The following is a 23,850-nucleotide window of genomic DNA, read 5'->3' on the forward strand; positions in this document are numbered from 1 at the left end:
ACATAGCGAAAAACGCTATATTGAACACTTTCATGATAAATAATGACCCCGTAATGGGCAAATTAAATGAACCAAGGGTCAATGAGCCAAGCGAATGCCACCCTGGGACAAAAAAACCGTCCAGCTTAACTGAACGGTTTTCCGAATAAATAAAAAACGGGTATTAAAGATTGCTTAACGCCTCCTTAAATCGTTTGGTGACTTCTGCCGCTACTTTGTCCAGTTCAGGATTATTAATATTTTTCATTACTTCTGAAGGATTGATCATAACCACCTCAACTTTTGAATCATCAACCAGTTTTACCACGACTTTACAGGGAAGAAACAAACCAATATTCGGTTCTGCCTGTAAGGTCTTATACGCAAAACCCGGATTGCAGACACCCAGAATCAGGTAGGGCTTCATATCTACATTATCAAGTTTTTCTTTTAAAACTTTATCCATTTGCGTTTCTGTGGTTACTCCAAATCCCTGTTCTTTCAGTACATCTTTGGTTTTCTGTACCACTTCTTTATAATTTCCATTTATGGTTTTACTCAGGTAATAATCCTGAGCATCTGCCGCAAATACAGCTATAAAACTCAGTAAAACCATAGCATACAAACTCTTTCTCATAATATTTCAATTAATGTTTCATATTAAACATATAGAATATTATATATGTTTTCGGCAAAAAACATTTGTTAGGAATTTTTAGGAAATATGTAATTTACTTCTGAGAGTGATTTAGAATTACCATACTTCCAATGAGCTAAGGGTTTTGTAATTCCCGAGCTTCTCATTAATTATTCGAATTCCAAGTGAGAGTCCGACAAAGTAGTTGATAATGTACATTCAATATATGGGGAACCAACAATAAAATTTCCATCTCTCTTCATAAACACTATTTTTATAATGTATTCTCCATTTTTATTAGGGTTGAATGCAAAAACATATGGATAAGTATAAACACTTTTTGTATCCTGATTTGCTAGGCTATAAAAGTCTTCATCTCTGGCATCATAAAATCTAGGATAGACTTTAGGCATATTAACTCTGAACTTATATACTTGATGTGGTATTAACTGATCAGGATCACCCTCGATTTCTATACCTTGAAAACAGTCCTTACACTGATTCCATTGCCACTTATGTCTGTCTTGGATTACATTATTAATAATTTCACCTTCCCATAATAGCTTTTTATCAGCATAATATAATTTATAATGACCATCCATTACTGTATCATTCCTGATTGTTCCCTCTTGTTTTATATTTCCGTTTTTAAAATACTCCCTAAAATATATTATGCTATCATTACCTCCTTTTAGAAATTTCTCTACCTTCAATTCTCCAGTATCATAATAAGTCTTCAATACCTTCTGTTGACAAGAACAAAAGATGATACAAACCATAATAAACTGAAGTGTATTTACTAATTTACTCAAATATTTCATTTAAGCCTCTTTAGTTTTGTTCCCACACAAGATCACATTTAAACAAATTGCACAGTATTGTCCAGTATGAATTAAGTTTTCTGAACAGAGCTTTGATTTTTTTTACAACATGGCTAAATGTAATTCCGAACTAAGTTATTATTATCAACCCCTCATTGGGTGCGTTCTGAGACCTCCCCAACTTGATGTCGCAAATTGCGATCTCAAGTTATTAAATTCTTCCCAAAATGCTGCAATAAAGGTTCATTATAAGCTAATCAGTATAAATCTTATTGAAAGTATGTTATTTTAAACGACATTTCTTATATTTGTCATCACGATACTCAACCTGAATCAAAATTTCCAATCATTTTACCAGAAATTTCAGGTTGTGTTTAGTCGAATCAAAATCACCTCAACAGGCTGAGGGTTTTAAAATAGTTAAGGATCTATGAGAGCTTTCGCCCGAAAGCTCTCATTTTTTATGCTGTATGATTAAATCGAAAATTCGTGAAAAATTCGTGATGGTTTTCTCGGCATAGTAAACCAGTCCATCGTACAACGCCAGTTTTTCCGGCATATGATTGCCACGGCGGATATCTTCCTCATCGTGTGACAGCAACAAAATGATCAGGGTATCATTTTTTTCTGTTATGGTATCGTCAACATCGAGCCACTTTATTTTCAGGTTTTCTTCATCCAGTATCTCAATGTTAATCTCAAAAAAATCACGCTGAAAAACTTCCACCAATAACTTTGAGTTTGAAAATTTATTTTCAAATAGAAACCTGAAATATAAGTCGATGCTTTCACCTTTTACCCACTTGTGCCCTTTTGATTTTATATGCTCTTTGATGTCAGCAATCGTTTCTTCTATATTTTCCATAATGCTTATTTGTACATATGAAACCAAAACACAGACAAAATGTTTTAAGCCTGCTCAAAATCCGCTTCGTAGTAAATCTCCAACAGCTTTGCCTCTCCTTTGGGTATAAAGCTAATTTCTCTCAATTCGGCAGGGATGAGTACCGTTTCGCCGGCTTTCACCGTAACAGGTTCATTCTCTGATTCAATGACAGCCTCACCTTCCACACACATAATAATCTCGAATGAATCCAACAGGTAATAGTCGCGTTTTATGGATTGATCCAAATGTAACATATTAACTGTAAAATATTTATTGCGTTGCAAATTAACCGCTTTATTAAGCTCCGGCTCATAGTTTGTAACAAACGCTTCCGGTTTACTGTAATCAATTACATTCAGCGAATCTTCAATATGCAGCTCCCTCAAATTTCCATTATCATCTTTGCGGTTATAATCGTACAAGCGGTAGGTCACATCAGAGGTTTGCTGAATTTCGGCTACCACAACACCGGCACACAATGCGTGAACCCGTCCGACGGGAATCATAAACACATCACCTTTTTTCACCGGAAATTTGGTAAGGATATCTTCAAAGTTACCATCATCGATGCATTTTTGCACTTCTTCACGGGTCACTTCTTTCGAAAACCCCGGAATAATATAAGCACCCGGTTTGGCATCCATTACATACCACATCTCGTTCTTCCCCAGTTTGCCGTGGTGTTCTGCCGCATATTCATCATCAGGATGAACCTGAATACTTAAATCCGCGTTGGCATCAATAAATTTTATCAGCAAGGGAATAACGGTTCCGAATTTTTCGAATACCGCATCACCCACCAGGTCACCCATGTAGACCTCAATCAATTCATCAAGAGGATTGCCAGCCAGAAAACCGTTGGATACAACCGAAACGCTTCCTTCCACCGAACTTATTTCCAGCGATTCACCAACCTTTGAATTTTCCTTTGCGTTTTTATTCAGTTTCTCTTTCAGGTAACTTCCTCCCCAGATTTTTTCATGAAGTACCGGCTCAAATTTTATGGGATATAATAGACTCATATTTTCTGTTTTTTTGCAAATGTAGGTTTTATCATCATTTAAAGCTAAAGGAATTATAAAAAGTGGAAAATTTCTGAATCCTGAATGCGTTAGGTTAAAATGGAGTACTATTTTTGTTTAAAATACGATTATGAAGTCAAAACTAATATATTCACTTATTGCATGCTTGCTGATTTTTAGCACTGGAGTCAACAGTCAGATTCCGGTCCCGCCTGAAAAACCGAAATTAATCATCGGTATTGTCATCGATCAGATGCACCCGGATTATCTTAACCGTTACTACAACAATTTTACCGAAAAAGGGTTTCGGATCTTTATCGATAACGGATATACCTTCAGCAATGCTTCGTACAGCTATGCATTCTCACATAAGGGACCGGATCACGCCACGCTGGTTACCGGAACAACACCTCGTTATCATGGCATTACCGGCATAGAATGGTATAACCGTAAAACACTTAAAACGGAACCTATCACAGCCGACGAACGTGCCATAACCATTGGGTTAACACCCTCGCAAAGCGCGTACAATGCAGCTAACATGAATGCCTCCACCATTGGCGATGAACTGAAACTCAGTACGTACGGAAATTCAAAAGTTGTTTCGGTGGCGCTTGAACCGACGCAGGCTGTTTTGCTGGCCGGGCATGCTGCAGATGGCGCTTACTGGCTGGATGAGAAAACCGGTAAAATTATTTCCAGTGATGCATATATGGCCTGGCTTCCTGATTGGGTGGATGCCTTTAATCTGAAAAATTTTCCGGCCTTTTACATGAAAGCGAAGTGGGATCTTTTACTTCCGGAAAATAAATATCTGTACGATGCAAAAAAGCGGATTTACAAAGATTATTCGCTGCCACAATCCTTCGAATCCAATGCATCAAAGCCAAACCCGTATGCCTTTCTTAAGGCAACACCTTTCGGCAATATGATTCTGAAGGATTTTGTCATTGACGCTATTAAAGGTGAAAAACTGGGAGAAGACGATTTTACAGACCTGTTGTTTGTCAACTTTTCATCCTTGGGACAGAAAGCGTTGGAATACGGCCCCTACTCCATTGAAATGGAAGATAATTACATCCGGCTCGACCGCGAAATTGAAGACCTGATTAAAACCGTTGAAAAAGAAGTTGGTCGCAATAATGTATTGTTCTTTTTAACCGGATCGCAAAGGGCTCCGATCAACCCTGAATATCTTGAGGAATATAATATTCCGTCCGGTTATTTTAAAACGGATCGGGCCATGGCACTGCTCAACACTTATCTGATGGCCTTTTACGGGCAAGGCCGATGGGTTGAACATTATTATGGCCAGCAGATCTATCTGAACAAAGAGCTGATAGAATCTTCTAAAATTTCGTTTAAAGAAGTTCAGGATAAAACGGCAGCCTTTATGAAGGAATTTACCGGCGTTGCGTTTGCAGCGCCAACACATCTGTTCAGTGAAAATGAGTACCAGTCGGGAGTTCTGAAAAAAATGCAGGAATCCTATAACAAGGAACATTGCGGTGACGTATTCCTGATGCTGGAACCGGGTTGGATTGAAGAACCCGGGGACGATTACAACAATGAAGTTTACGGATTATCAGACACGCGTGTTCCTCTGAGTTTTTATGGATGGAAAGTGGGACGTGGCGAAAGTTCCCAACCTGTAAAGATCAGCGATATCATTCCAACAATATGCAGTATGACAGGCATTCCTATGCCAAACAGTGCCACGGGAACACCGATAAAAGCACTTAATCCCTGAAATATTTAACATAAACTCTATAAACAAATACGCTATGCAATCACACGAAATTGACTACCACATTAAAGGCCACGATGTACAACTTGTGGAAATTGAACTCGATCCGAATGAAACAGTCATTGCCGAAGCCGGCGCCATGTTATACATGGACGAAGGAATTAATTATACTGCCCGCATGGGAGACGGATCAACACCCAACGAGGGACTGTTTGGTAAACTTCTGAAAGGTGCCGGCAGGCTTATCACCGGTGAAAGCCTTTTTGTAACCCATTTTACGAATCAGGGATACGGAAAAAAGCGTGTGGCTTTTTCGGCACCATATCCGGGAACTATTATTCCGCTTCATCTGCAAAATCTGGGCTACAGGGTTACGGTTCAACGCGATGCCTTTTTATGTGCTGCCTTAGGAACCAAAATTTCGGTTACGTTCAGTAAACGCCTGGGATCAGGATTATTTGGCGGCGAAGGTTTTATTCTTCAGAAACTGGAAGGAGACGGACTGGCATTTGTTCATGCAGGCGGAACCGTAATTGAAAAGGAACTGAACGGCGAATCACTGTTTGTGGATACGGGTTGTCTGGTCGGGTTCACCGATGGCATTGATTACAACATCAGTCAGGCCGGCGGACTGCGTTCAATGGTTTTTGGCGGAGAAGGTTTGTTTCTGGCACATTTAAGAGGAACCGGAAAAGTATGGTTACAGTCTATGCCAATAAGTAAACTGATTGCAGCCATTGCTCCGGCAGGAAGAAACAGCGGCAAAGAAACCGGCGGTTTGCTGGGAAATTTACTTCAGGACTAAGCAGTATTTTTATTACTTTTGCAGCCGTTAATTTAAAGACATGGAAACAGTAGTAAGCGGAATCAGACCAACAGGAAACCTGCACCTGGGCAATTATTTTGGTGCAGTAAGGAACTTTATAAAAATGCAAAACGAGTATAACTGCTTTTTTTTCATTGCAGACTGGCACTCCCTTACTACACATCCAAAACCGGGCGATCTGAAAAAGAATGTCCGTCAGGTGCTGGCAGAATATCTTGCCTGTGGCATTGATCCTGAGAAGGCAACCATTTATGTTCAGAGCGATGTAAAGGAGATCCTTGAACTCTACCTGCTTCTGAACATGAACGCTTATCTTGGTGAACTGGAACGAACCACATCGTTTAAGGAAAAGGCACGCAAACAGCCAAATAACGTAAATGCAGGCCTGCTCACTTATCCAATCCTTATGGCCAGTGATATTATTATTCACAAAGCACATAAAGTACCGGTTGGAAAAGATCAGGAACAGAACCTGGAAATGACCCGCAAATTTGCCAAGCGCTTTAACGGTATGTATGGCGAACTTTTCCCCTTACCACAACCTTTTACGTTTTACGGAACCGATCTGATTAAAGTTCCGGGACTTGACGGAAGCGGAAAAATGGGGAAATCCGAAGGCAACGGAATATTTCTGGTTGATACTGATAAAGAGATCCGTAAAAAAGTGATGCGTGCTGTAACAGACAGCGGCCCGACTAAGGAAAACTCAGAAAAACCGGAACCGGTTCAGAACCTGTTCACCTTGCTGGACATTGTTTCCACACCGGATACTGTTGCTCATTTCGATGCTTTATATAATAAATGTGAGATTCGTTATGGTGATATGAAAAAACAACTGGCAGAAGATATCATCAGGTTTATTGCACCGATCCGGGAAAAAATTGAAGACATTTACAACGACGAAGCATTCCTTGATAAAGTCACAAAAACGGGTGCAGAAAAAGCCCGCGAAAGTGCTGCAAAAACACTGGCTGAGGTGAAAAACCTTATGGGTTTATAAATAAAAACTGATTTTACCATATATAAAAAACCGCAGACATCTGCGGTTTTTTTATTGTTATAATATTTGCATGTTATTTAATACTAAGCTCTCTTTTTTACCGATTCTTTTCTACTAAGTAAAATAGGTAATCCAACACCTAAAGCCAGCGCCAATAGTATAAACGATGCCTTTAAACCGTTATTGACTGTCTCGGCCATGATCTTGTTGTAATCACCAGCACCAACATCTTCTGTCAATTGCATTAAGCCAAGCATCATACGGTAGGTAAATACCCCCGGAACCATTGGTATTACAGCAGGTATTGCAAACACCATTGGAGGTGCATGTTTATAATGCGCCGCATAACTGCTCACAAAACCAACAGTAACGGAACCTCCAAAAGAAGCGATGGTTATGTTGACACCAAATTTTAATAACAGAAATTTAACCAGACCGCCTAATGCCCCGATAACAAAGATGACTTTCAATGTTCTTAATGGCACATTGAACAAGATGGCAAAACCAATGGCTGCAAATCCAAGCCATATCCCTTTCTCTAAAAAAGCTAACCATTCCATATGCTACAACTGACAAATTTGTATTGCAAGCAATAAGCCAAAGGCAATTGCAAATGCAATGATTAAACCATTCACACTCCTAACGATACCATTCATAATATTACCGTGGATCAAATCAGAGAAGGAATTAATCAGAGGCACTCCCGGAATAAGGTATAACACTGAAGCAGACAGGGCATATTCCTGAACAGATCCTCCGAATTTAACAAACAATCCGGCAATCAGCGAAGATACGAAGGATGCAAAAAAGATGCATAAGTAAGGATTAAATTTTCTCTTAACTGCTTCCTGACGCACATAAAGTCCGGCAAATGTTGCGATAAAAGCAACCAGCATCTCCTCCCATCCTCCTCCAAACAGTCTGCAAAATGCTGCATCTGCAATGCCAACCATTAGCAGTATAACCAACCTGGGATAATGAGGCAATTGCAACAACCTGTCAAGCTCAGTATTTATCTGGTCAATGGACCAACCATCCTGAACAACTTTCCAGCTCATAATACTTATGCCGGAAACCACACTGAAATTCACACCGTGCGGAGAAGTTCTTTTCAGGCTGCTGTGAAAATGGTCTTCATTCTCATCGCTTACCGTAAGCATCAATGCCCTGTGTGTAATCAACAACTCTGTTGTACAATTAAAAGCACCTGAAATGCGCTCCACCGTCATCCTTATTCTCCTGGTATTAGCACCACAACTCATAAGGTTGGATCCAACCCGCAAAAGCGCTTTCCCCAGTTCCTTTATATCTACCTTGTCCGCAGCATTTGCGGATATTACCTGTGCATCCATAAATCTCAAGTCTCGCCGCAAAATTACGAAATGCCTCAGATCCGAAGTAATAACATACACGGGCAATTATCGATTTAACATATTTTCACATTCCTCGTCTAACGCATTCAGCAGTCATAAAATGTGTCATAATATCAAATCCTTCATCCTGCACTTTCCCCATTTTTCCATATTTTTGCAAAAAATAAATACAATGGCATTGATAAAGAAAGTTCGCGGTTTTATTCCAAAAATAGGAGATAACTGTTACCTGGCAGAAACTGCTGTGGTAATTGGTGATGTGGTGATGGGCGACAATTGCAGCATTTGGTACAATGCTGTTCTCAGGGGCGATGTAAATTCCATCAGAATTGGGAACAACGTCAATATTCAGGATGGATCTGTACTGCATACACTTTATGAAAAATCAACAGTTGATATTGGCAACAACGTTTCAGTTGGTCACAACGTAACCATTCACGGAGCCAAAATATGCGACAATGTTTTGATCGGTATCGGCGCAACGGTTTTGGATCATGCCGAAATTGGAGAAAACTCAATTATTGCTGCCAACTCTCTTGTTTTAACAGGCACCAAAGTTGAGCCCAACAGTGTTTATGCCGGTGTTCCTGCTAAAAAAGTGAAAGACATTGAACCGGAACAAAGCAAGGAAATGATCCACAAAATTGCCAACAATTATGCCATGTATGCAAGCTGGTATAAAGAAGGGGACAGTTGGTAAGGTGAAGTTTATAAGTTACGAGTTTAGAGTTACAAGTTATAATGTGATGTGTTGGGCTTCGATGGGCTCGTTGTAAAACAGGTTTGCAAGCTCGTTAAACTTCTCAGGATTTTCTGTTGTGAAAAATTCAACATTTCCTGTTTTTCGTATTTTTTCATCCATCTCAGGATGCCGTTTCAGGTAATCCTTCAAACTTTCCGCAATAACAGGTCCCTGCGAAATAACCTGAATACCTTCGGGCATAAAAGACTTTATCTTATGTATCAGCAGTGGATAATGCGTGCACCCCAAAATAATGGTATCAACCTTCGGATCATTTTGCAAAAGATTATCAATATGTTGCTTTATAAAATAATCTGCACCGTTAGAATCTGCCTCCCCATTTTCAACGAGCGGAACCCACATGGGGCATGCTTCACCCGAAACCATTAACTCAGGATGTAATTTATTGATTTCAATAGGATACGACCCGGACTGAATGGTTCCGGTTGTTCCGAAAACACCAACATGATTTGATGTGGTTATATCACCAACAATCTCCACACTGGGGCGTATAACACCCAAAACTCTTCTGTGTGGATCAATAAAAGGAAGATGTTTTTGCTGAATAGTTCGTAAAGCTTTTGCTGAAGCCGTATTACAGGCCAGGATAATCAGGTGACAACCCATTTCAAACAGCCGGGTTACTGCTTCCAGGGTATATTCCAGAACCACATCGTACGAACGGGTTCCGTAAGGTGTCCGGGCATTATCGCCCAGGTAAATAAAATCATGCTTTGGAAGTGCGCTTACCAGATCCCGAAGGATAGTCAGACCACCGTATCCGGAATCGAACACTCCAATGGGACCTGGCAAATCAGACAATATTTTCTTATTGTGCTGTTGCATTATCTTCTGTTATACCTAGCTTTTTAAGCACAAGCGGCATAATATCAACACTCTGATCTCCCATATAAAGAACTTCGCCTTTAGACAGATCAAAAATATAGGTGAAACCGTTTTCCTTACCAACTTCTTCAACAGCTTTCCGGGCTTTATCCAGAATAGGCTGTGTTAGCGCTGTCTGCTGTTGCTGCATATCCTGCTGTGCAGACTGGTAAAAATCCTGAATATTCTGGCTCATCATCTGCAATTCCTTCTCCCGGGATTGACGAGCAATGGCATCAAGTGTCTTACTTTCGCTTACATATTTGCTGTTAAGTTTCTGTAATTCACCCTGCATCATCTTCAGCTTTTCATTGTTACTTGTCTGAAGATCTTCGAGTGTCCCCATTGCCTTATCCATTTCGGGCATCTTCTGTAAAAGAGCCTGACTATCAATATGTCCGAATTTGTACTTTGTCTGTCCCTGGATATTCATTACTGCAAATGGCAGTACTACTAGCAGAAATAAAATTGCTGTTTTTTTCATTTTTTGAAATTTTCAATTTGTTATAATATCATTCGACCCGATATTTAAACCCAAAACAATCGTATGTCTTGTGTCTGATATCTTATATCTTCTATTTATTCCCGTGATCAATCATTAAATCGTTAAAACCCAGCAGATATAAAATTCCATCCAATCCTACAGATGATATTGCATGCTGTGCATTCTCCTTTACTTTTGGTTTGGCGTGATATGCAATACCCAAACCTGCCAGATTTAACATCGGAAGATCATTTGCTCCATCGCCCACTGCAATAACCTGTTCCAGATTAAGCTTTTCAACCTGTGCTAAAAGCTTTAGCAACTCAGCCTTGCGTTTACCATCAACTATTTCACCAACATACCCGCCGGTAAGCTTGTCGTTCTCTATCTCAAATTCATTGGCGTAAACATAATCTATATCAAGCTTACGTTTCAATGATTCTCCAAAAAAAGTGAATCCACCCGACAAAATAGCAATTTTGAAGCCAAACTTCTTAAGCGTTGAAATCAACCTTGCTGCACCTTCAGTAACGGGGAGGTTTTCAGCTATCTCATTAAGAACCGATACTTCAAGCCCCCGGAGCAATGACAAACGCTTTTTAAAGCTTTCGCTAAAATCAATCTCGCCCCTCATGGCTGATTCTGTTATAGCCCTGACCTCTTCTCCCACTCCATGACGTTCGGCCATTTCATCTATCACTTCCGTCTGGATCAGTGTTGAATCCATATCGAAGCACACCAGTCTTCTATTCCTGCGGTAAATATTATCTTCCTGAAAAGCAACATCAATACCCTGCTCCTTAGATAAATCCATGAAGCTTTTCTGCATCAGTGCTTTATCGCTCAAAAATCCTCTTACCGACAACTGTACGCACGATCTGGACTGATTATTCGCTGCATCTAACGGAATTCTTCCCGTTAAGCGCGTAATATTATCAATATTCAGTCCCTGTGATGCTATGAGTCCGGTGACTGAAGAAATCTGCTTAGCACTTAACTTGCGCCCCAGAAGCGTGACAATATACCGGTTTTTACCCTGCATCCCAACCCAGTGGGAATATTCTTCATTTGAAACCGGCGTAAAGCTGGCATTTAATCCTAGTTCATAAGCTTTAAAAAGCAAATCCTTTAACACCGGCGCAGATTCATTATTGGACGGCACTTCGAACAAAATTCCCAGTGAAAGGGTGTTATGTATATCTGCCTGACCAATATCCAGAATATTACAATCATACCTGGCCAGAATACCGGTTAAAGCCGATGTGAGTCCCGGTTTATCTTCACCGGTAATCTTTAATAATAGCAGCTCGTTTTTTAATTCACTCATAAAGCCTATTTGCCGGCCTGTTTCGCCCAACTGTCCTTTAACTGAACTGTTCTGTTAAAAATTAGCGCTCCCTTTTTTGAGTCCGGGTCAACATTAAAATACCCGATGCGCTGGAACTGGAAGTTTTGTAAAGGCTCAGCATTTTCTAACGATGGTTCAACTTTGCAACCTTTAAGAATTTTCAGGGAATCTTTGTTCAGGAACTCCAGAAAATCCTTATCCTTATGCCCTAATGGTGCTTCATCAAGAAAAAGTCTGTCGTACAACCTTACTTCAGCATCCACACAGTGCTTCACACTTACCCAATGTAACGTTCCTTTCACCTTTCGGTTACTATCAGGCATGCCACTTTTTGTTAACGGATCATACGTACAATACAATTCCTCTATTTCCCCTGTATCGCTATTCTTCTTAAAACCAGTACATTTAACAATGTATGCACCTTTTAAACGCACTTCGCGGTCAGGACCCAAACGGAAGAATTTTTTTGGAGGATCTTCCATAAAATCGTTCCTCTCAATATAAATTTCTTTAGAGAAAGGAATCGTTCTGCTTCCCATGGATTCATCCTCAGGATTATTAATGATCTCCATATCCTCAACCAGATCATCGGGATAATTGGTAATCACCAGTTTCAAAGGATCAAGAACGGCATTTACACGAGGAGCACGTTTATTCAGATCATCGCGCACACTATGCTCTAAAAGTGCAAAATCGTTGAGTGCCTCAAACTTGGTGTAACCAATCCTGTCCACAAAATTACGGATGGATTCCGGTGTATATCCACGGCGTCGTAATCCGCTTAAAGTCGGCATACGCGGGTCATCCCAGCCACTCACATAACCTTCCTGGACTAACTGCAACAGTTTACGTTTACTCATCACAGTATAATTCAGGTTCAAGCGGTTAAATTCTATCTGGCGCGGACGGTAATCGCTATCCATTAGCTGATCGACAAACCAGTTGTATAAGGGTCTGTGAACCTCAAATTCCAGTGTACACAAAGAATGTGTTATCCCTTCGAAATAGTCGCTTTGCCCATGTGCAAAATCGTACATCGGGTAAACATGCCATGTATCGCCGGTACGGTGATGCGATCGGTTTAATATTCTGTACATGATAGGATCACGCATGTGCATATTAGGCGATGCCATATCAATCTTTGCACGTAATACCTTGGCACCCTCTGCAAACTCTCCTGCATTCATACGCTGGAACAAATCGAGGTTTTCCTCAACCGACCTGCTTCTGTAAGGACTTTCTTTTCCGGGCGATGTTGGCGTACCTTTTTGACCGGCTATTTCTTCCGAACTCTGATCATCCACGTAAGCCAGTCCTCTTTTTATAAGATCAACAGCAAAATCGTACAGTTTGCCGAAATAATCAGAGGCGTAAAATTCCCTGTCCTCCCAGTCGAACCCAAGCCATTTAATATCCTCTTTTATGGAATCTACATATTCCACATCTTCTTTAACCGGGTTGGTGTCGTCGAACCGAAGGTTACACTTTCCACCAAACCGTTCTGCAACTCCAAAGTCGAGACATATCGCTTTGGCATGACCAATGTGCAGATATCCGTTAGGCTCTGGCGGGAAACGGGTGTGTACCCTTTTATTGCTTTTTCCTGCTTCGATATCCTGGACCACAAATTCCTCAATAAAATTCAATGGTTTTTTCTCGATGTCCTTTTCGTTTACTTCGCCCATATATCACAAAAATTTTGACCGCAAATTTACTAATTTCAATAGAAGTATAACAGGTTTTAATGTATTTGTTGGTTTGATCCAAATTATTCGTAACCAAACTGTTTCAATTGGTTATCATTATTCCGCCAATCTTTCTGAACTTTTACAAAAATCTGCAGAAATACCTGCTTGCCCAGAAACTTCTCAATATCCTTACGCGCCTCTGTACCAACACCCTTCAAAGCCTTTCCCTGATTGCCGATGATGATTCCTTTTTGCGAATCGCGTTCAACCAGAATTACGGCATTAATATGAATAATTTTTTTATCCTCCTTGAATTGCTCTATGTTCACCTCTGTTGAGTATGGAACCTCCTCTTTATACCGCTCGAAAATTTTTTCACGGATGATCTCGGAAATAAAAAACCGCTCCGGACGATCAGTCAAGGCATCTTTTTCAAAATATGGAGGTGAATCCGGCAATAAAGACACAATACGCTTAAATAAAAGGTCGGCATTGAACTTATGCAAAGCCGATATAGGATAAATCTCTGCCTTAGGCAACTGCTGCTTCCAGTAATCAACCAATTCTTCCAGCTTTTTCTGATCCGTCAGATCGATTTTATTAATGACAACAATCTGGTGTGCATCCGTCTTGTTTACTTTCTCAATGAATTCAATATTTTTCTCCTTAGTTTCCACAACATCAGTGACGTACAACAGGATATCGGCATCTTCCAATGCAGAATTTGAGAATTTAAGCATCGACTCCTGCAATTTGTAATGCGGCTTAACAACTCCCGGTGTATCTGAAAATATAATCTGAAAATCTTCCCCGTTAATGATGCCAAGAATCCGGTGCCGTGTTGTCTGAGATTTATTGGTTATAATGGACAACCTCTCTCCCACAAACAAATTCATCAGGGTTGACTTTCCTACATTGGGGTTACCTACAATATTTACAAATCCTGCTTTATGTGCCATCAACTTTGTTTTGAATTTAACTCGCCAAAAATACTATAAATTTCAATTCATGCTTAAATTGCATAGTTATGACTGAGTTATCTTTGAATTTATTCTGATTATTTTACACAATTTCAGATATAACTACATCCAGATAGTTATTTTTAATATCCGGAAGCTTACATTCCGTTTTCACTACCTCCGGTTTTAGAAAAACAAAATTATATTGATCCTGAACCACAAACCAACTGTTTTCATCAGCCGTTTCAGCAATGTATTCCTGCTCGCTTTGTCCTGGTGTCGGTACAATAATTGCCGGTGTTTCCGAAATAATAAGGTCCATCACCGATGAATATCCCGACCGACAAACCACGTAACTGCAATCCTGTAAAAGTTTTTTAAGAACAATTGTCTCCGCAATATTATAAACCATCACATTATCAGTCAACGCCTTTCCCAAAAGTTTTTCAGTACCCCGAACCAGAATTATTTTCTCGTCGGTATGATACGCTGCAGAAACTATGATTTTCTCAAAGATCGAACGCTGAGGTTCCGGCCCGGAAAGAATGACAAGTATATGTTTGTGACTTCTGTTATGTTCAATATTATTGAACCGACTCAAAAATCCGATGTATTTCAACTTCTTGGAAAGTCCGTCATGGTTAGTTAGCCCCTTAAATAATTTATCAGGATTATCAGGGACAAGACATTCATCAAATTTACCCATCCAGTATCGGTGAACAGCTGATGGCAAAAGCCATGGGTCAAGGTTAGCAGGCTTGAGAATATTTACCTGATGTGTGAGATAAACTGACCGCACCTTTCTACACCTGCAACTGAACCTGTTATCCGAAAAAATAAACTGAACAGAGTTTTGTTGAATAAACTTCCGTATCCGTATTTTGTCGCTCACAAATACTCTCACAAAATGTGGTATTTGAAGCAGCAATCTCCTTACCTGTTTTTTACGTTTCGAATATTTGGGTTCGTACGGCATTAGTTCCAGAAACTGAACATCACGGAGTTCCTTAATTATGAAAGAATTGTATAAGTATCCGCTTGTTGCTATGGTGATTTTAAACCCTCGTTCCTGCAGATTTTGAATAAGTGGAACTGAACGTGTGGCATGGCCCAGTCCCCAATCGAGAATACAATATATTATGTGTTTCTCATCAGGCATCAGGATATTTCAAAAGCAATATTATTTTCTTTAAGCCTTTCGGCAATGGCAGTTAATTCTTCGCGACTGATTTTTTCAATGGAATTAACGGGTGTATCCCGCGAAATTGAATAGATCATGACATATTGAGGGTGTATTTCTTTAAGCGCTTCTATCCAGGCATCGACTTCTATATTTGTTGTATTATCAAAATGATTCCCATTAACTTCTCCGCGGCAGAACAAAGTTTGAATTATCAGCCTTCCGTTAAAAACCTTCAATTGTTGAATACATTCTTCAATCTTAAAATTTCCATTGGGATTATTAACCAGTTTCACTGTTTCTTCAATAATAGAATCCAGCTTTAGGATATTCATATCCACAAGATTCAACGCTTCAATCACATTCTCATTCCATATTCTTGTTGAATTTGACAGCACAGAAACTTTAGCTTCCGGGCAAAATTCATCCCGTGAAGCTATGGTATTTTTAATGATCTGAAGAAAATTGGGGTGTAATGTAGGTTCACCATTACCTGCAAAGGTTATAACATCAGGTGGTTGATTTGTATCCGAAAGCTCTTTAAGCTTTGCCCTTAATTCAACATCAATCTCATCTGCACCGGGTAACCCTCTTTTCTGTGGTATTCGTTGGTCGTTTAATCCACACTCACAGTAAATACAGTCAAAGGAACAAATTTTACCACTTGTCGGTAACAAATTTATTCCCAATGATGCACCCAGCCGCCTGCTCTTAACAGGTCCAAAGACAATAGAATCGAATAGAAAAGTTGCCATCTTACATTAAATTACTGCAAAAATAAAAAAGTAATTGATTGCAGACAGCAAATTTAAATACATTAACCGATAGGGATTTCCCTTTTAAATCTTTGCTCCAGAGAAATAAAAGTCTCTGTAGCAGAAATTCCCTTAATGGCCTGTAACTTTTCGTTCAGCACATGTTTAAGGTCTTCATTATCTTTAGCAAATACTTTAGCAAATATTCCATACTGCCCGGTAGTGTAGTGACACTCAACAATTTCAGGAATCTTGCTCAGCTCCTCAGCAACTTCTTCATACATCCAACCCTTTTCAAGAAAAATACCGATATAGGTACAGGTTCTGTAATTTAGTTTTTTTGCATCCACGTTATATCCTGAACCGGTTATAACACCCATATCTATCAGCCGCTGTACTCTTTGATGAATAGCAGCTCTTGAAACGCCACACTGAGCGGCAACATCCTTGAACGGAATTCTTGCATTTTTTGTAATAATGCTAAGTATCTTTTTATCAAGAGAATCTATTTTTCCTTCCATGATTCAAATGTAATAATAAATAAAATACCAATTTGTAAACAAAAGTAGAATTTATTATCCAAAATGACAAAACCATGCTTGTAAAATAAGAATCAATTTGATATATTTGCATCGACATTTCAAGACATTTGGAAACTAATTTGACATTTTAAAATCAAATTGTGCTATTTTATTCAAAATGTCACTATTTTTTGAAATTTTTCAACGATTCTAAGGCCATTGTCTTGCAAAATGTCAAAACTGGGAAAACAAACATTAATAATAATTAAATTTTATCATGAGCAAAATTAAACAACGTTGGCTTGTAATATTCCTATTGCTTGTTGTTTCAGCGGTTTTAGGGGTAGTTTTCAACTTTGATTTTTCGCACACAGAAGGTGCAAATCTCGACACAGGAGATATTGCCTGGATGCTTACATCCACAGCACTTGTTCTTTTAATGACTCCGGGACTGGCATTTTTTTATGGAGGTATGATACATGCCAAACACATTATTTCAACCATGCTGCAAAGTTTTATTGCCATGGGTATTGTAAGTGTCATCTGGGTCATCTTCGGATTTAGCCTGGCATTTGGCGACAGCATTGGATGGGAAGGATTCGGATTATTCGGTAACCCTGCAACTTTTTTCATGTTTCGTAATGTAGGAGGTGATCCCGACGGAGTTCTGACCACTACAATTCCTCTGGCGTTATTTGCAATGTTCCAACTCAAGTTTGCGATCATTACACCTGCCCTGATTACCGGTTCATTCGCCGGAAGGGTGAGATTTGCTGCATACATGTTGTTCCTCACCTTATTTACAATATTTATTTATGCACCACTGGCGCACTGGACGTGGCATCCAAATGGGTTTCTCCGTAACTGGGGAGTGCTTGACTTTGCAGGAGGAACAGTAGTTCATATGTCAGCGGGTTTTGCCGCCCTGGCAGGAGCAATTTTCCTTGGCAGAAGAAAAGACGCCAATAAGCCCATCCAACCCTCTAACATTCCGTTTGTTCTGCTGGGAGCCGGCATGCTTTGGTTTGGCTGGTTTGGATTCAACGCAGGTTCTGCTCTTGGAGCAAATTCCGATGCAGTACTTGCACTGGTTAATACCAACACGGCTTCTGCTGCGGCTATGTTGACGTATATTTTTTATGATGGAATTATGGGCAGAAAACCATCTGCAATGGGCGCAGCTGTTGGACTTGTTGTTGGACTTGTTGCGATAACCCCGGCTGCCGGATTCGTGAATGTAGGATCAAGTATTGCCATTGGTGTTATTGCTTCCATTGTTAGTAACTATGCTATTCACAGAAAAGAAAGAACCAACGTGGACGACACGCTGGATGTTTTCCCTGCTCATGGCATGGGTGGTATCTCAGGTATGATTCTGACAGCCGTATTTGCAAGAAATGTTGGCTTAATTTATGGCGAATTCACAACTTTCCTTTATCACCTTCTGGCACTGGTCATTGTAGGTATATTTACATTTGGGGGCTCATACCTTTTGTACTGGATCACCGATAAAATTGTACCGATGCGTGTGGATGAATACAGTGAAAAACTGGGTCTGGATATTAGCCAGCACGATGAACAATATGCATTTGAATACAAAAACTCAAACGATTAAACTTTATACGATCAATGAAAGGCCCGGCAGAAATGTCGGGCTTTTTTATACATTTGTATGTATGAACACTGAGGAAATAAGATCATTTTGCCTTTCAATTCATCCATCCGTTACGGAAGATTTTCCCTTTGATGAATCTACACTGACATTCAGAATAGGGAATAAGATATTTGCATTGCTGTCACTGGATGCTGTTCCTCCAACAATTAATCTTAAGTGTGATCCGGAAAAGGCTATCAGGTTACGCGAAGAGAATAACCTTATTATTCCGGGTTATCATATGAATAAAACACACTGGAACTCGATAACTGATACAACCGAAACAGATGCGTCTCTGTTAAAAGAAATGATTTCAGATTCCTATACTTTGATCAAAAACTCTCTCCCCAAAAAAATTAAAGATAGCCTGTAATGCTTTATACATCGAAAGCAATAGTATTAAAGAAAATCAGGTATTCTGACAATTCCTTTATCACCCATATGTTTACAGATGCACACGGGCATCAGACCTTCTTAATATCCAAAGGAAGCGGCAAAAATAAAAAGGCATCAGCACTGCTTTTCCCACTTACAATTCTTGAGATATCTGCTTATCTTAATCCTAAAAGAGAAATTCAGCGCATAAAGTCAATGCATATTGAAACTCCGTTTCAATCAATTCCTTTTGATCACAGAAAAAGTGCCATAGCACAATTTCTCTCTGAAGTATACTTTGAATGCATAAAGAAAGACATAGAAAACCACCAACTTTTTAGTTTTCTACAAACATCCATCGAAATCCTGGATATTATTGAACACAACATCAGCCTTTTTCATTTAAAAAATCTACTGGAGTTATCGCGACAGATGGGATTCTTTCCAACAAATAATTATTCAGACTTACATCCATACTTTAATATACTAAAAGGAAATTTTACAAACGTAAAAGATAACGAATCCATAGACAAAAAAATCTCATTTCAGCTTTCGCAATTGAATACATTCACGGATATAGAGAATTTCAGAACTGATATAAAATTCGATATCGGAGCCATTCTGAATTTACTGGTTACCTATTTTGAGATCCACTTAGAAGGATTCAAAAAACCCAAATCCATGGATGTTTTCAGAATGCTGATCTAGAATAAGCAAAAATGTCATCAGTTTTAATAGCGGATCTTTTTAATTTCACTTACCCAAAATGCTTTTAAAAGGGAGGTATTTGTTTTTACATTCAAATAGATTACTTTTGCCGGCAGGTTTAATAAACCTGAAATACACAGGGCCTCGTAGTTCAATGGATAGAATAGCGGTTTCCTAAACCGTAGATCCAGGTTCGATTCCTGGCGGGGCTACAAATAAATCATCAAATCTGCAAATTACTATTCCAATTTTAATACTTTGTTAACTAATTCGTGACAATCAAAGAAATAAGCAAGCTTTTTTATGGGGACGAACCAGTAAAAAGGGTTGAATTAAATGTTAAAAAACAGGTTTTGTATAATTTTTATGCACCATCATTGTTTATATAACAAATAATTTACGTAATTTTAACACCTGAAAAATAAAAATTTTTTGGCGTAAAGAATATTTTAAAACTAAAATCGTTTCATTTGTAGTCACAAAAAATAAGTAGCATAAAATATGTAATGCAATTTAAACAGGACTACTATAGTGATACAAAATTATACAGGTAAGCAAATATTAAACAAACGAGAAAATGGTATTTTATACCATATATTGAGAGGCATCACAATTACAGCATTTTTGTTCTTTTTTAACCATCAGAACACAATGGCTCAAATGGATCCTCAGTTCAGTTCAAATATGTTTAATATCTTATCTTCAAATCCTGCAGCGGCAGGTAGAAATGGTCAAATGAATGTATTTGGTCTCACAAGGCAACAGTGGGTTGGTTTTATGAATAATCCACAGACATCTGTCTTTAATTTTGACACTAATCTCAAACTTTTTAAACAGGAAAGCGGTGTGGGGCTGTCTATAATTAGTGATAATTTAGGTTTGTTTAACAATTTATCAATTAATTTTATATATTCGTACCGTAAAAGAATTTGGAATGGTGTTCTAGGAGCGGGAATTAACACTGGCTTTATAAATCTTACCTGGAGTGGTGAAATTTATATACCCGATAAGGGTACGGAAACGGATTATATGACGGCGATAGAGAGTAGCACGAACGATTTAAAGCAAAAATCGTCAGACACCAAATTTGATATGGGTTTTGGAGCGTTCTTTGATCATGAAAAATTTTATGCCGGTATATCAGTCAGTAGACTAACAAGGCCCGAGCTTAAACTTTCGAGTACTTCAAATGGAGTGTATTTCTTTTTCAACAGAGTTTATTATGCCACGGCCGGTTATAACTTTACAATAACTGATAAGCCTAAATATGAAATTAAACCATCCGTGTTTCTAAAATCAGACGGCATAATTTCTCAGGCAGACATCAACTGTAACGTTTGGTATGATAAGAAGTATTATGGAGGGTTGAGTTACAGGTTACAGGAAGGTTTTGTTGTTTTAGCCGGTATAAAACTTAAAAACGGACTTAACATTGGTTATGCATTCGACCTTACAACATCCCGTATGAAATACGGAACATATGGCTCACAGGAAGTGTATGTAAGCTATTCATTCGAGGTCGATATGAATAAACAATTAAGTAAACATAAAAGCGTTAGATTTTTATAATGATGACAAATAAGCCACATTTAGATATGAAAAGACTATTTGGTTTTACAGTTGCGGCAATTTTAATTTTACATCTCTCCGGTTGTAAAAACAACGGAAACGGCGAATTAATTGGTATTAATCAAAAATACTGGAGTGAACCGAATCCTTACGGTATGTTGTTCATTGAAAAAGGTTCCTTCGTTATGGGCCCGAATGATCAGGATGCATTTTGGGGATTCAATTCACAGAATAAAAATACCACAGTAGAATCATTCTGGATGGATGAAACTGAAATTACAAACAGTGAATACAAACAGTTTGTTTATTGGGTAAAAGATTCTGTCATCAAAAACTTCATTTTTGACAGAATTAAAGACCCTGCAACTGCATCATCCTACACCCAGTTAAAAAGTACACTGAATATAAATGGAATGTCCGGTGGTGGTGTGATGTCTAATGATGATATTAAGATCATCGAAGACATCCTTGATTTATATGGTGTGGTAAGTACAAAGAGCAGAAATGTATTTCTAAAAACCAGAGGTATCAAAAGAATTCCGGTTATTAACTGGACCAAACCATTTAGTGAAAATAGATTCCGGACATACCTTACCAAACATATTCTTGACAGTCTGGATCAGATGGCTGGAGCCGGTTCGGGAAATCCGCCATCGACAGTAATACACGAAGTAATTATCCCCTATTATAAGAAGTTTTACAGAGAAGATCCTCTAACAGGTTTAGAGATTCAACCTAATTATTTTATTGGTTCTGAATTTAAAAGTGAATTATTAACCTATAGTTACAACTGGCTTGATTACAGTCAGGCATCACTTGAAATTAATAAATTCAATCCTCTTACAGGTAAATTTAATGATCCGGCCAAAGAATTTGAGAAGAAATTCGGAAGGCCTCTTACTGATAGAGACACAGTAGATTTCCCTGAATATTTTATTCGCCAGCAGGTATCGGTAGTCGATCAGAATACCGGAGAAATAAAAAATGTTTCCAAATTTAAACGCCTCTCTGACAGAAATGATTTCCAAATGAGCAAAACTATTCAGATATATCCTGATACGCTTGCCATTATGAGTGACTTTTCTTACTATTCCTATAACGAACCAATTGCGAAAATGTATTTCTCTCATCCGGGTTATCAGAATTACCCGGTGGTTGGAGTTACCTGGGAACAGGCAAATGCGTTTTGTAATTGGAGAACAAACCTTAAAAATACTTTCCAGGCGCATACCGGAGAACCCAAGGTACAGGATTACAGGCTTCCAACAGAAGCTGAATGGGAATATGCAGCAAGAGGAGGTAAAAGAGCAGCCATGTATCCGTGGGGTGGTTACTACACCAGAAAGGCAAATGGCTGTTTCATGGCCAACTTCAAAACCGGAAGAGGAGAATATGTAGATGACAACTTCATTTATCCTGCAGAAGTAATGAGTTATCCTCCAAACGACTTTGGATTATTTGACATGGCAGGTAACGTTGCTGAGTGGACACGTTCCGCATATAAGGAAAATGCACTTTCATTTGTACATGATTTAAATCCGGATTACAATTTTAATGCGACAGCCTCTGATCCAGCCACATTAAGACGCAAGGTTGTTAAAGGTGGATCTTGGAAAGATATTGGATTCTTCCTGCAGTGCGGACAACGTACATTTGAACTACAGGATCAGGCCAGATCTTATATCGGATTTCGTTGTGTAAGACAATTTATTGGTCCTTATTAATCTTTATTATTCAGAAAAATTAATGCAGAAATATCATGGGAATATTTAGTAAAATTTATAGTGGCGTTCAGAATGCAATCTCAACCGATCAGGGTAAAGTAATTACGGGATTTGCATATGGTATTGGGGCATCTATTGTAATTATTGGTGCATTATTTAAGATTCTTCACCTTCAGGGTGCTGAAGAAATGCTAATGCTGGGCATGGGTACAGAAGCTTTTCTGTTTGCTTTGGGAGCATTTGAAGCACCGCATAAGGAACATGACTGGTCAGTCGTATATCCTGAGCTTGCATATGGTCATGGTAATGAGCATACTCCTGTTGAAAGCACAGTAGCCCAGGGTAAAAAGGGTAATGCCGGGGCACAGATGGGTTCACTGGGAGATATTAGTGGTCTTACTTCTGAGGATATCGAAAAGCTAAAAGATGGATTGAGTAAGTTAAGTAAAACAGCCTCGCAAATGAATGACATTTCAGGAGCCAGCATTGCGACAGAGAATTACATAAAAAATATTGAAAAAGCTGCAACCTCTGCTGATCATTTTGCAGATGTTCAGAACAAAGGTATTGAATCTATTTCTACGGCTTCAAATCAATTAATGACTGCCTACTCCAACTCAGCACAATCGCTGGAGAAAAGTATTTCGGATCTGGGAAAAGATTCTGCACAGATATCATCAACTTTATCAACAGTTAGCGGAAATCTTACAAAAATAAATTCAGTATATGAGCTGCAGCTTCAGACAATCAACCAACAATTAGAAGAAGCAAAAGCAGAACTTGCCGAAACTAAGAAGATCAACACGAATCTAGGTACTATAAGCAAAAACTATTCTGATTCGGTTGCAGATGTTGAAGCTTACAAAAACGAAGCTGCTAAACTAAAAAAACAAATATCAGACTTAAATGCCGTTTATGGCAATATGCTTAATGCTTTGAATATTGAATCATAAATTTTAATACCTCA

Annotated in this window: 24 protein-coding genes and 1 tRNA gene; 11 read left to right on the plus strand and 14 right to left on the minus strand. The window is 38.8% G+C overall.

Going from position 1 to position 23,850, the window contains the following annotated elements; genetic code table 11:
- Nucleotides 1–163: 163 nt before the first annotated feature.
- From ACE1ET_RS17810 to ACE1ET_RS17825, 4 genes are all read right to left on the minus strand, one after another.
- Nucleotides 164–616 carry a DUF302 domain-containing protein gene (locus ACE1ET_RS17810; RefSeq protein ID WP_375729782.1) on the minus strand — a complete coding sequence of 151 codons (453 nt, stop codon included), beginning with the start codon at nucleotides 614–616 and terminating at the stop codon, nucleotides 164–166.
- Nucleotides 617–786: 170 nt separating this feature from the next.
- Complete coding sequence (locus ACE1ET_RS17815; RefSeq protein ID WP_375729783.1) at nucleotides 787–1,437, minus strand: toxin-antitoxin system YwqK family antitoxin; 651 nt, start codon at nucleotides 1,435–1,437, stop codon at nucleotides 787–789.
- 454 nt (nucleotides 1,438–1,891) lie between these two features.
- Nucleotides 1,892–2,302: a hypothetical protein gene (locus ACE1ET_RS17820; protein ID WP_375729784.1), complete on the minus strand. Its 411-nt coding sequence runs from the start codon at nucleotides 2,300–2,302 to the stop codon at nucleotides 1,892–1,894.
- 44 nt (nucleotides 2,303–2,346) lie between these two features.
- On the minus strand, nucleotides 2,347–3,345 hold the full coding sequence (locus ACE1ET_RS17825; protein WP_375729785.1) for a type I phosphomannose isomerase catalytic subunit: 999 nt from the start codon (nucleotides 3,343–3,345) through the stop codon (nucleotides 2,347–2,349).
- A 130-nt stretch (nucleotides 3,346–3,475) separates the two neighbouring features.
- Between ACE1ET_RS17825 and ACE1ET_RS17830 the strand changes: the two genes are divergently transcribed.
- From ACE1ET_RS17830 to trpS, 3 genes are read left to right on the plus strand one after another with little or no spacing between them, the layout of a single operon-like run.
- Nucleotides 3,476–5,095: an alkaline phosphatase family protein gene (locus ACE1ET_RS17830; protein ID WP_375729786.1), complete on the plus strand. Its 1,620-nt coding sequence runs from the start codon at nucleotides 3,476–3,478 to the stop codon at nucleotides 5,093–5,095.
- A gap of 34 nt (nucleotides 5,096–5,129) precedes the next feature.
- Nucleotides 5,130–5,897, plus strand: coding sequence for a TIGR00266 family protein (locus ACE1ET_RS17835; protein ID WP_375729787.1), 768 nt, complete (start codon nucleotides 5,130–5,132; stop codon nucleotides 5,895–5,897).
- A gap of 40 nt (nucleotides 5,898–5,937) precedes the next feature.
- A complete protein-coding gene (trpS, locus tag ACE1ET_RS17840) occupies nucleotides 5,938–6,918 on the plus strand; it encodes a tryptophan--tRNA ligase (RefSeq protein ID WP_375729788.1) in 981 nt (326 codons plus the stop codon).
- A gap of 83 nt (nucleotides 6,919–7,001) precedes the next feature.
- On the opposite strand, the gene ACE1ET_RS17845 is transcribed toward trpS, so the two are convergent.
- Complete coding sequence (locus ACE1ET_RS17845) at nucleotides 7,002–7,478, minus strand: threonine/serine exporter family protein (RefSeq protein WP_375729789.1); 477 nt, start codon at nucleotides 7,476–7,478, stop codon at nucleotides 7,002–7,004.
- Between the two features lie 3 nt (nucleotides 7,479–7,481).
- Nucleotides 7,482–8,270 carry a threonine/serine exporter family protein gene (locus ACE1ET_RS17850; RefSeq protein WP_375729790.1) on the minus strand — a complete coding sequence of 263 codons (789 nt, stop codon included), beginning with the start codon at nucleotides 8,268–8,270 and terminating at the stop codon, nucleotides 7,482–7,484.
- A gap of 193 nt (nucleotides 8,271–8,463) precedes the next feature.
- Between ACE1ET_RS17850 and ACE1ET_RS17855 the strand changes: the two genes are divergently transcribed.
- Nucleotides 8,464–8,991, plus strand: coding sequence for a gamma carbonic anhydrase family protein (locus ACE1ET_RS17855; RefSeq protein WP_375729791.1), 528 nt, complete (start codon nucleotides 8,464–8,466; stop codon nucleotides 8,989–8,991).
- A gap of 36 nt (nucleotides 8,992–9,027) precedes the next feature.
- On the opposite strand, the gene murI is transcribed toward ACE1ET_RS17855, so the two are convergent.
- From murI to ACE1ET_RS17895, 8 genes are all read right to left on the minus strand, one after another.
- Nucleotides 9,028–9,879, minus strand: a complete 852-nt coding sequence (murI, locus tag ACE1ET_RS17860; protein WP_375729792.1) for a glutamate racemase — start codon at nucleotides 9,877–9,879, stop codon at nucleotides 9,028–9,030.
- Nucleotides 9,863–10,402, minus strand: a complete 540-nt coding sequence (locus ACE1ET_RS17865; protein WP_375729793.1) for an OmpH/Skp family outer membrane protein — start codon at nucleotides 10,400–10,402, stop codon at nucleotides 9,863–9,865. The genes murI and ACE1ET_RS17865 overlap by 17 nt, the downstream gene beginning before the upstream one ends.
- Nucleotides 10,403–10,493: 91 nt before the next feature.
- Nucleotides 10,494–11,729, minus strand: a complete 1,236-nt coding sequence (gene serB, locus ACE1ET_RS17870) for a phosphoserine phosphatase SerB (protein ID WP_375729794.1) — start codon at nucleotides 11,727–11,729, stop codon at nucleotides 10,494–10,496.
- 5 nt (nucleotides 11,730–11,734) lie between these two features.
- Nucleotides 11,735–13,435 carry a glutamine--tRNA ligase/YqeY domain fusion protein gene (locus ACE1ET_RS17875; protein WP_375729795.1) on the minus strand — a complete coding sequence of 567 codons (1,701 nt, stop codon included), beginning with the start codon at nucleotides 13,433–13,435 and terminating at the stop codon, nucleotides 11,735–11,737.
- A gap of 83 nt (nucleotides 13,436–13,518) precedes the next feature.
- A complete protein-coding gene (era, locus tag ACE1ET_RS17880; protein WP_375729796.1) occupies nucleotides 13,519–14,397 on the minus strand; it encodes a GTPase Era in 879 nt (292 codons plus the stop codon).
- A gap of 103 nt (nucleotides 14,398–14,500) precedes the next feature.
- Nucleotides 14,501–15,556, minus strand: coding sequence for a glycosyltransferase (locus ACE1ET_RS17885; RefSeq protein ID WP_375729797.1), 1,056 nt, complete (start codon nucleotides 15,554–15,556; stop codon nucleotides 14,501–14,503).
- Nucleotides 15,556–16,332 (minus strand): radical SAM protein, encoded by a 777-nt coding sequence (locus ACE1ET_RS17890; protein ID WP_375729798.1) that lies wholly within the window; start codon nucleotides 16,330–16,332, stop codon nucleotides 15,556–15,558. Before ACE1ET_RS17890 ends, ACE1ET_RS17885 begins: the two co-directional genes overlap by 1 nt.
- Before the next feature lie 62 nt (nucleotides 16,333–16,394).
- Complete coding sequence (locus ACE1ET_RS17895) at nucleotides 16,395–16,853, minus strand: Lrp/AsnC family transcriptional regulator (RefSeq protein ID WP_375722100.1); 459 nt, start codon at nucleotides 16,851–16,853, stop codon at nucleotides 16,395–16,397.
- A gap of 277 nt (nucleotides 16,854–17,130) precedes the next feature.
- Here ACE1ET_RS17895 and ACE1ET_RS17900 point away from each other — a divergent pair, with 277 nt between their 5' ends.
- The 7 genes from ACE1ET_RS17900 (at nucleotide 17,131) to porL (ending at nucleotide 23,836) form a co-directional block, all read left to right on the plus strand.
- Nucleotides 17,131–18,468, plus strand: a complete 1,338-nt coding sequence (locus ACE1ET_RS17900) for an ammonium transporter (protein ID WP_375729799.1) — start codon at nucleotides 17,131–17,133, stop codon at nucleotides 18,466–18,468.
- A 61-nt stretch (nucleotides 18,469–18,529) separates the two neighbouring features.
- Complete coding sequence (locus ACE1ET_RS17905; protein WP_375729800.1) at nucleotides 18,530–18,880, plus strand: MmcQ/YjbR family DNA-binding protein; 351 nt, start codon at nucleotides 18,530–18,532, stop codon at nucleotides 18,878–18,880.
- The gene (recO, locus tag ACE1ET_RS17910; protein ID WP_375729801.1) at nucleotides 18,880–19,590 is read left to right on the plus strand and encodes a DNA repair protein RecO; all 711 of its coding nucleotides are present in this window, start codon (nucleotides 18,880–18,882) and stop codon (nucleotides 19,588–19,590) included. The genes ACE1ET_RS17905 and recO overlap by 1 nt, the downstream gene beginning before the upstream one ends.
- A 140-nt stretch (nucleotides 19,591–19,730) precedes the next feature.
- A tRNA-Arg gene (locus ACE1ET_RS17915) sits at nucleotides 19,731–19,802 on the plus strand.
- Nucleotides 19,803–20,121: 319 nt separating this feature from the next.
- On the plus strand, nucleotides 20,122–21,159 hold the full coding sequence (locus ACE1ET_RS17920; RefSeq protein WP_375729802.1) for a PorP/SprF family type IX secretion system membrane protein: 1,038 nt from the start codon (nucleotides 20,122–20,124) through the stop codon (nucleotides 21,157–21,159).
- A gap of 26 nt (nucleotides 21,160–21,185) precedes the next feature.
- Nucleotides 21,186–22,883, plus strand: coding sequence for a T9SS ring complex lipoprotein PorK/GldK (gene porK / locus ACE1ET_RS17925; RefSeq protein WP_375729803.1), 1,698 nt, complete (start codon nucleotides 21,186–21,188; stop codon nucleotides 22,881–22,883).
- 35 nt (nucleotides 22,884–22,918) lie between these two features.
- Nucleotides 22,919–23,836: a type IX secretion system motor protein PorL/GldL gene (porL, locus tag ACE1ET_RS17930; RefSeq protein ID WP_375729804.1), complete on the plus strand. Its 918-nt coding sequence runs from the start codon at nucleotides 22,919–22,921 to the stop codon at nucleotides 23,834–23,836.
- Nucleotides 23,837–23,850 lie beyond the last annotated feature (14 nt).

It is taken from the genome of Quyinboa mangrovi (genome assembly GCF_042219825.1).
Taxonomy (GTDB): Bacteria; Bacteroidota; Bacteroidia; order Bacteroidales; family UBA5342; genus JBHJHP01.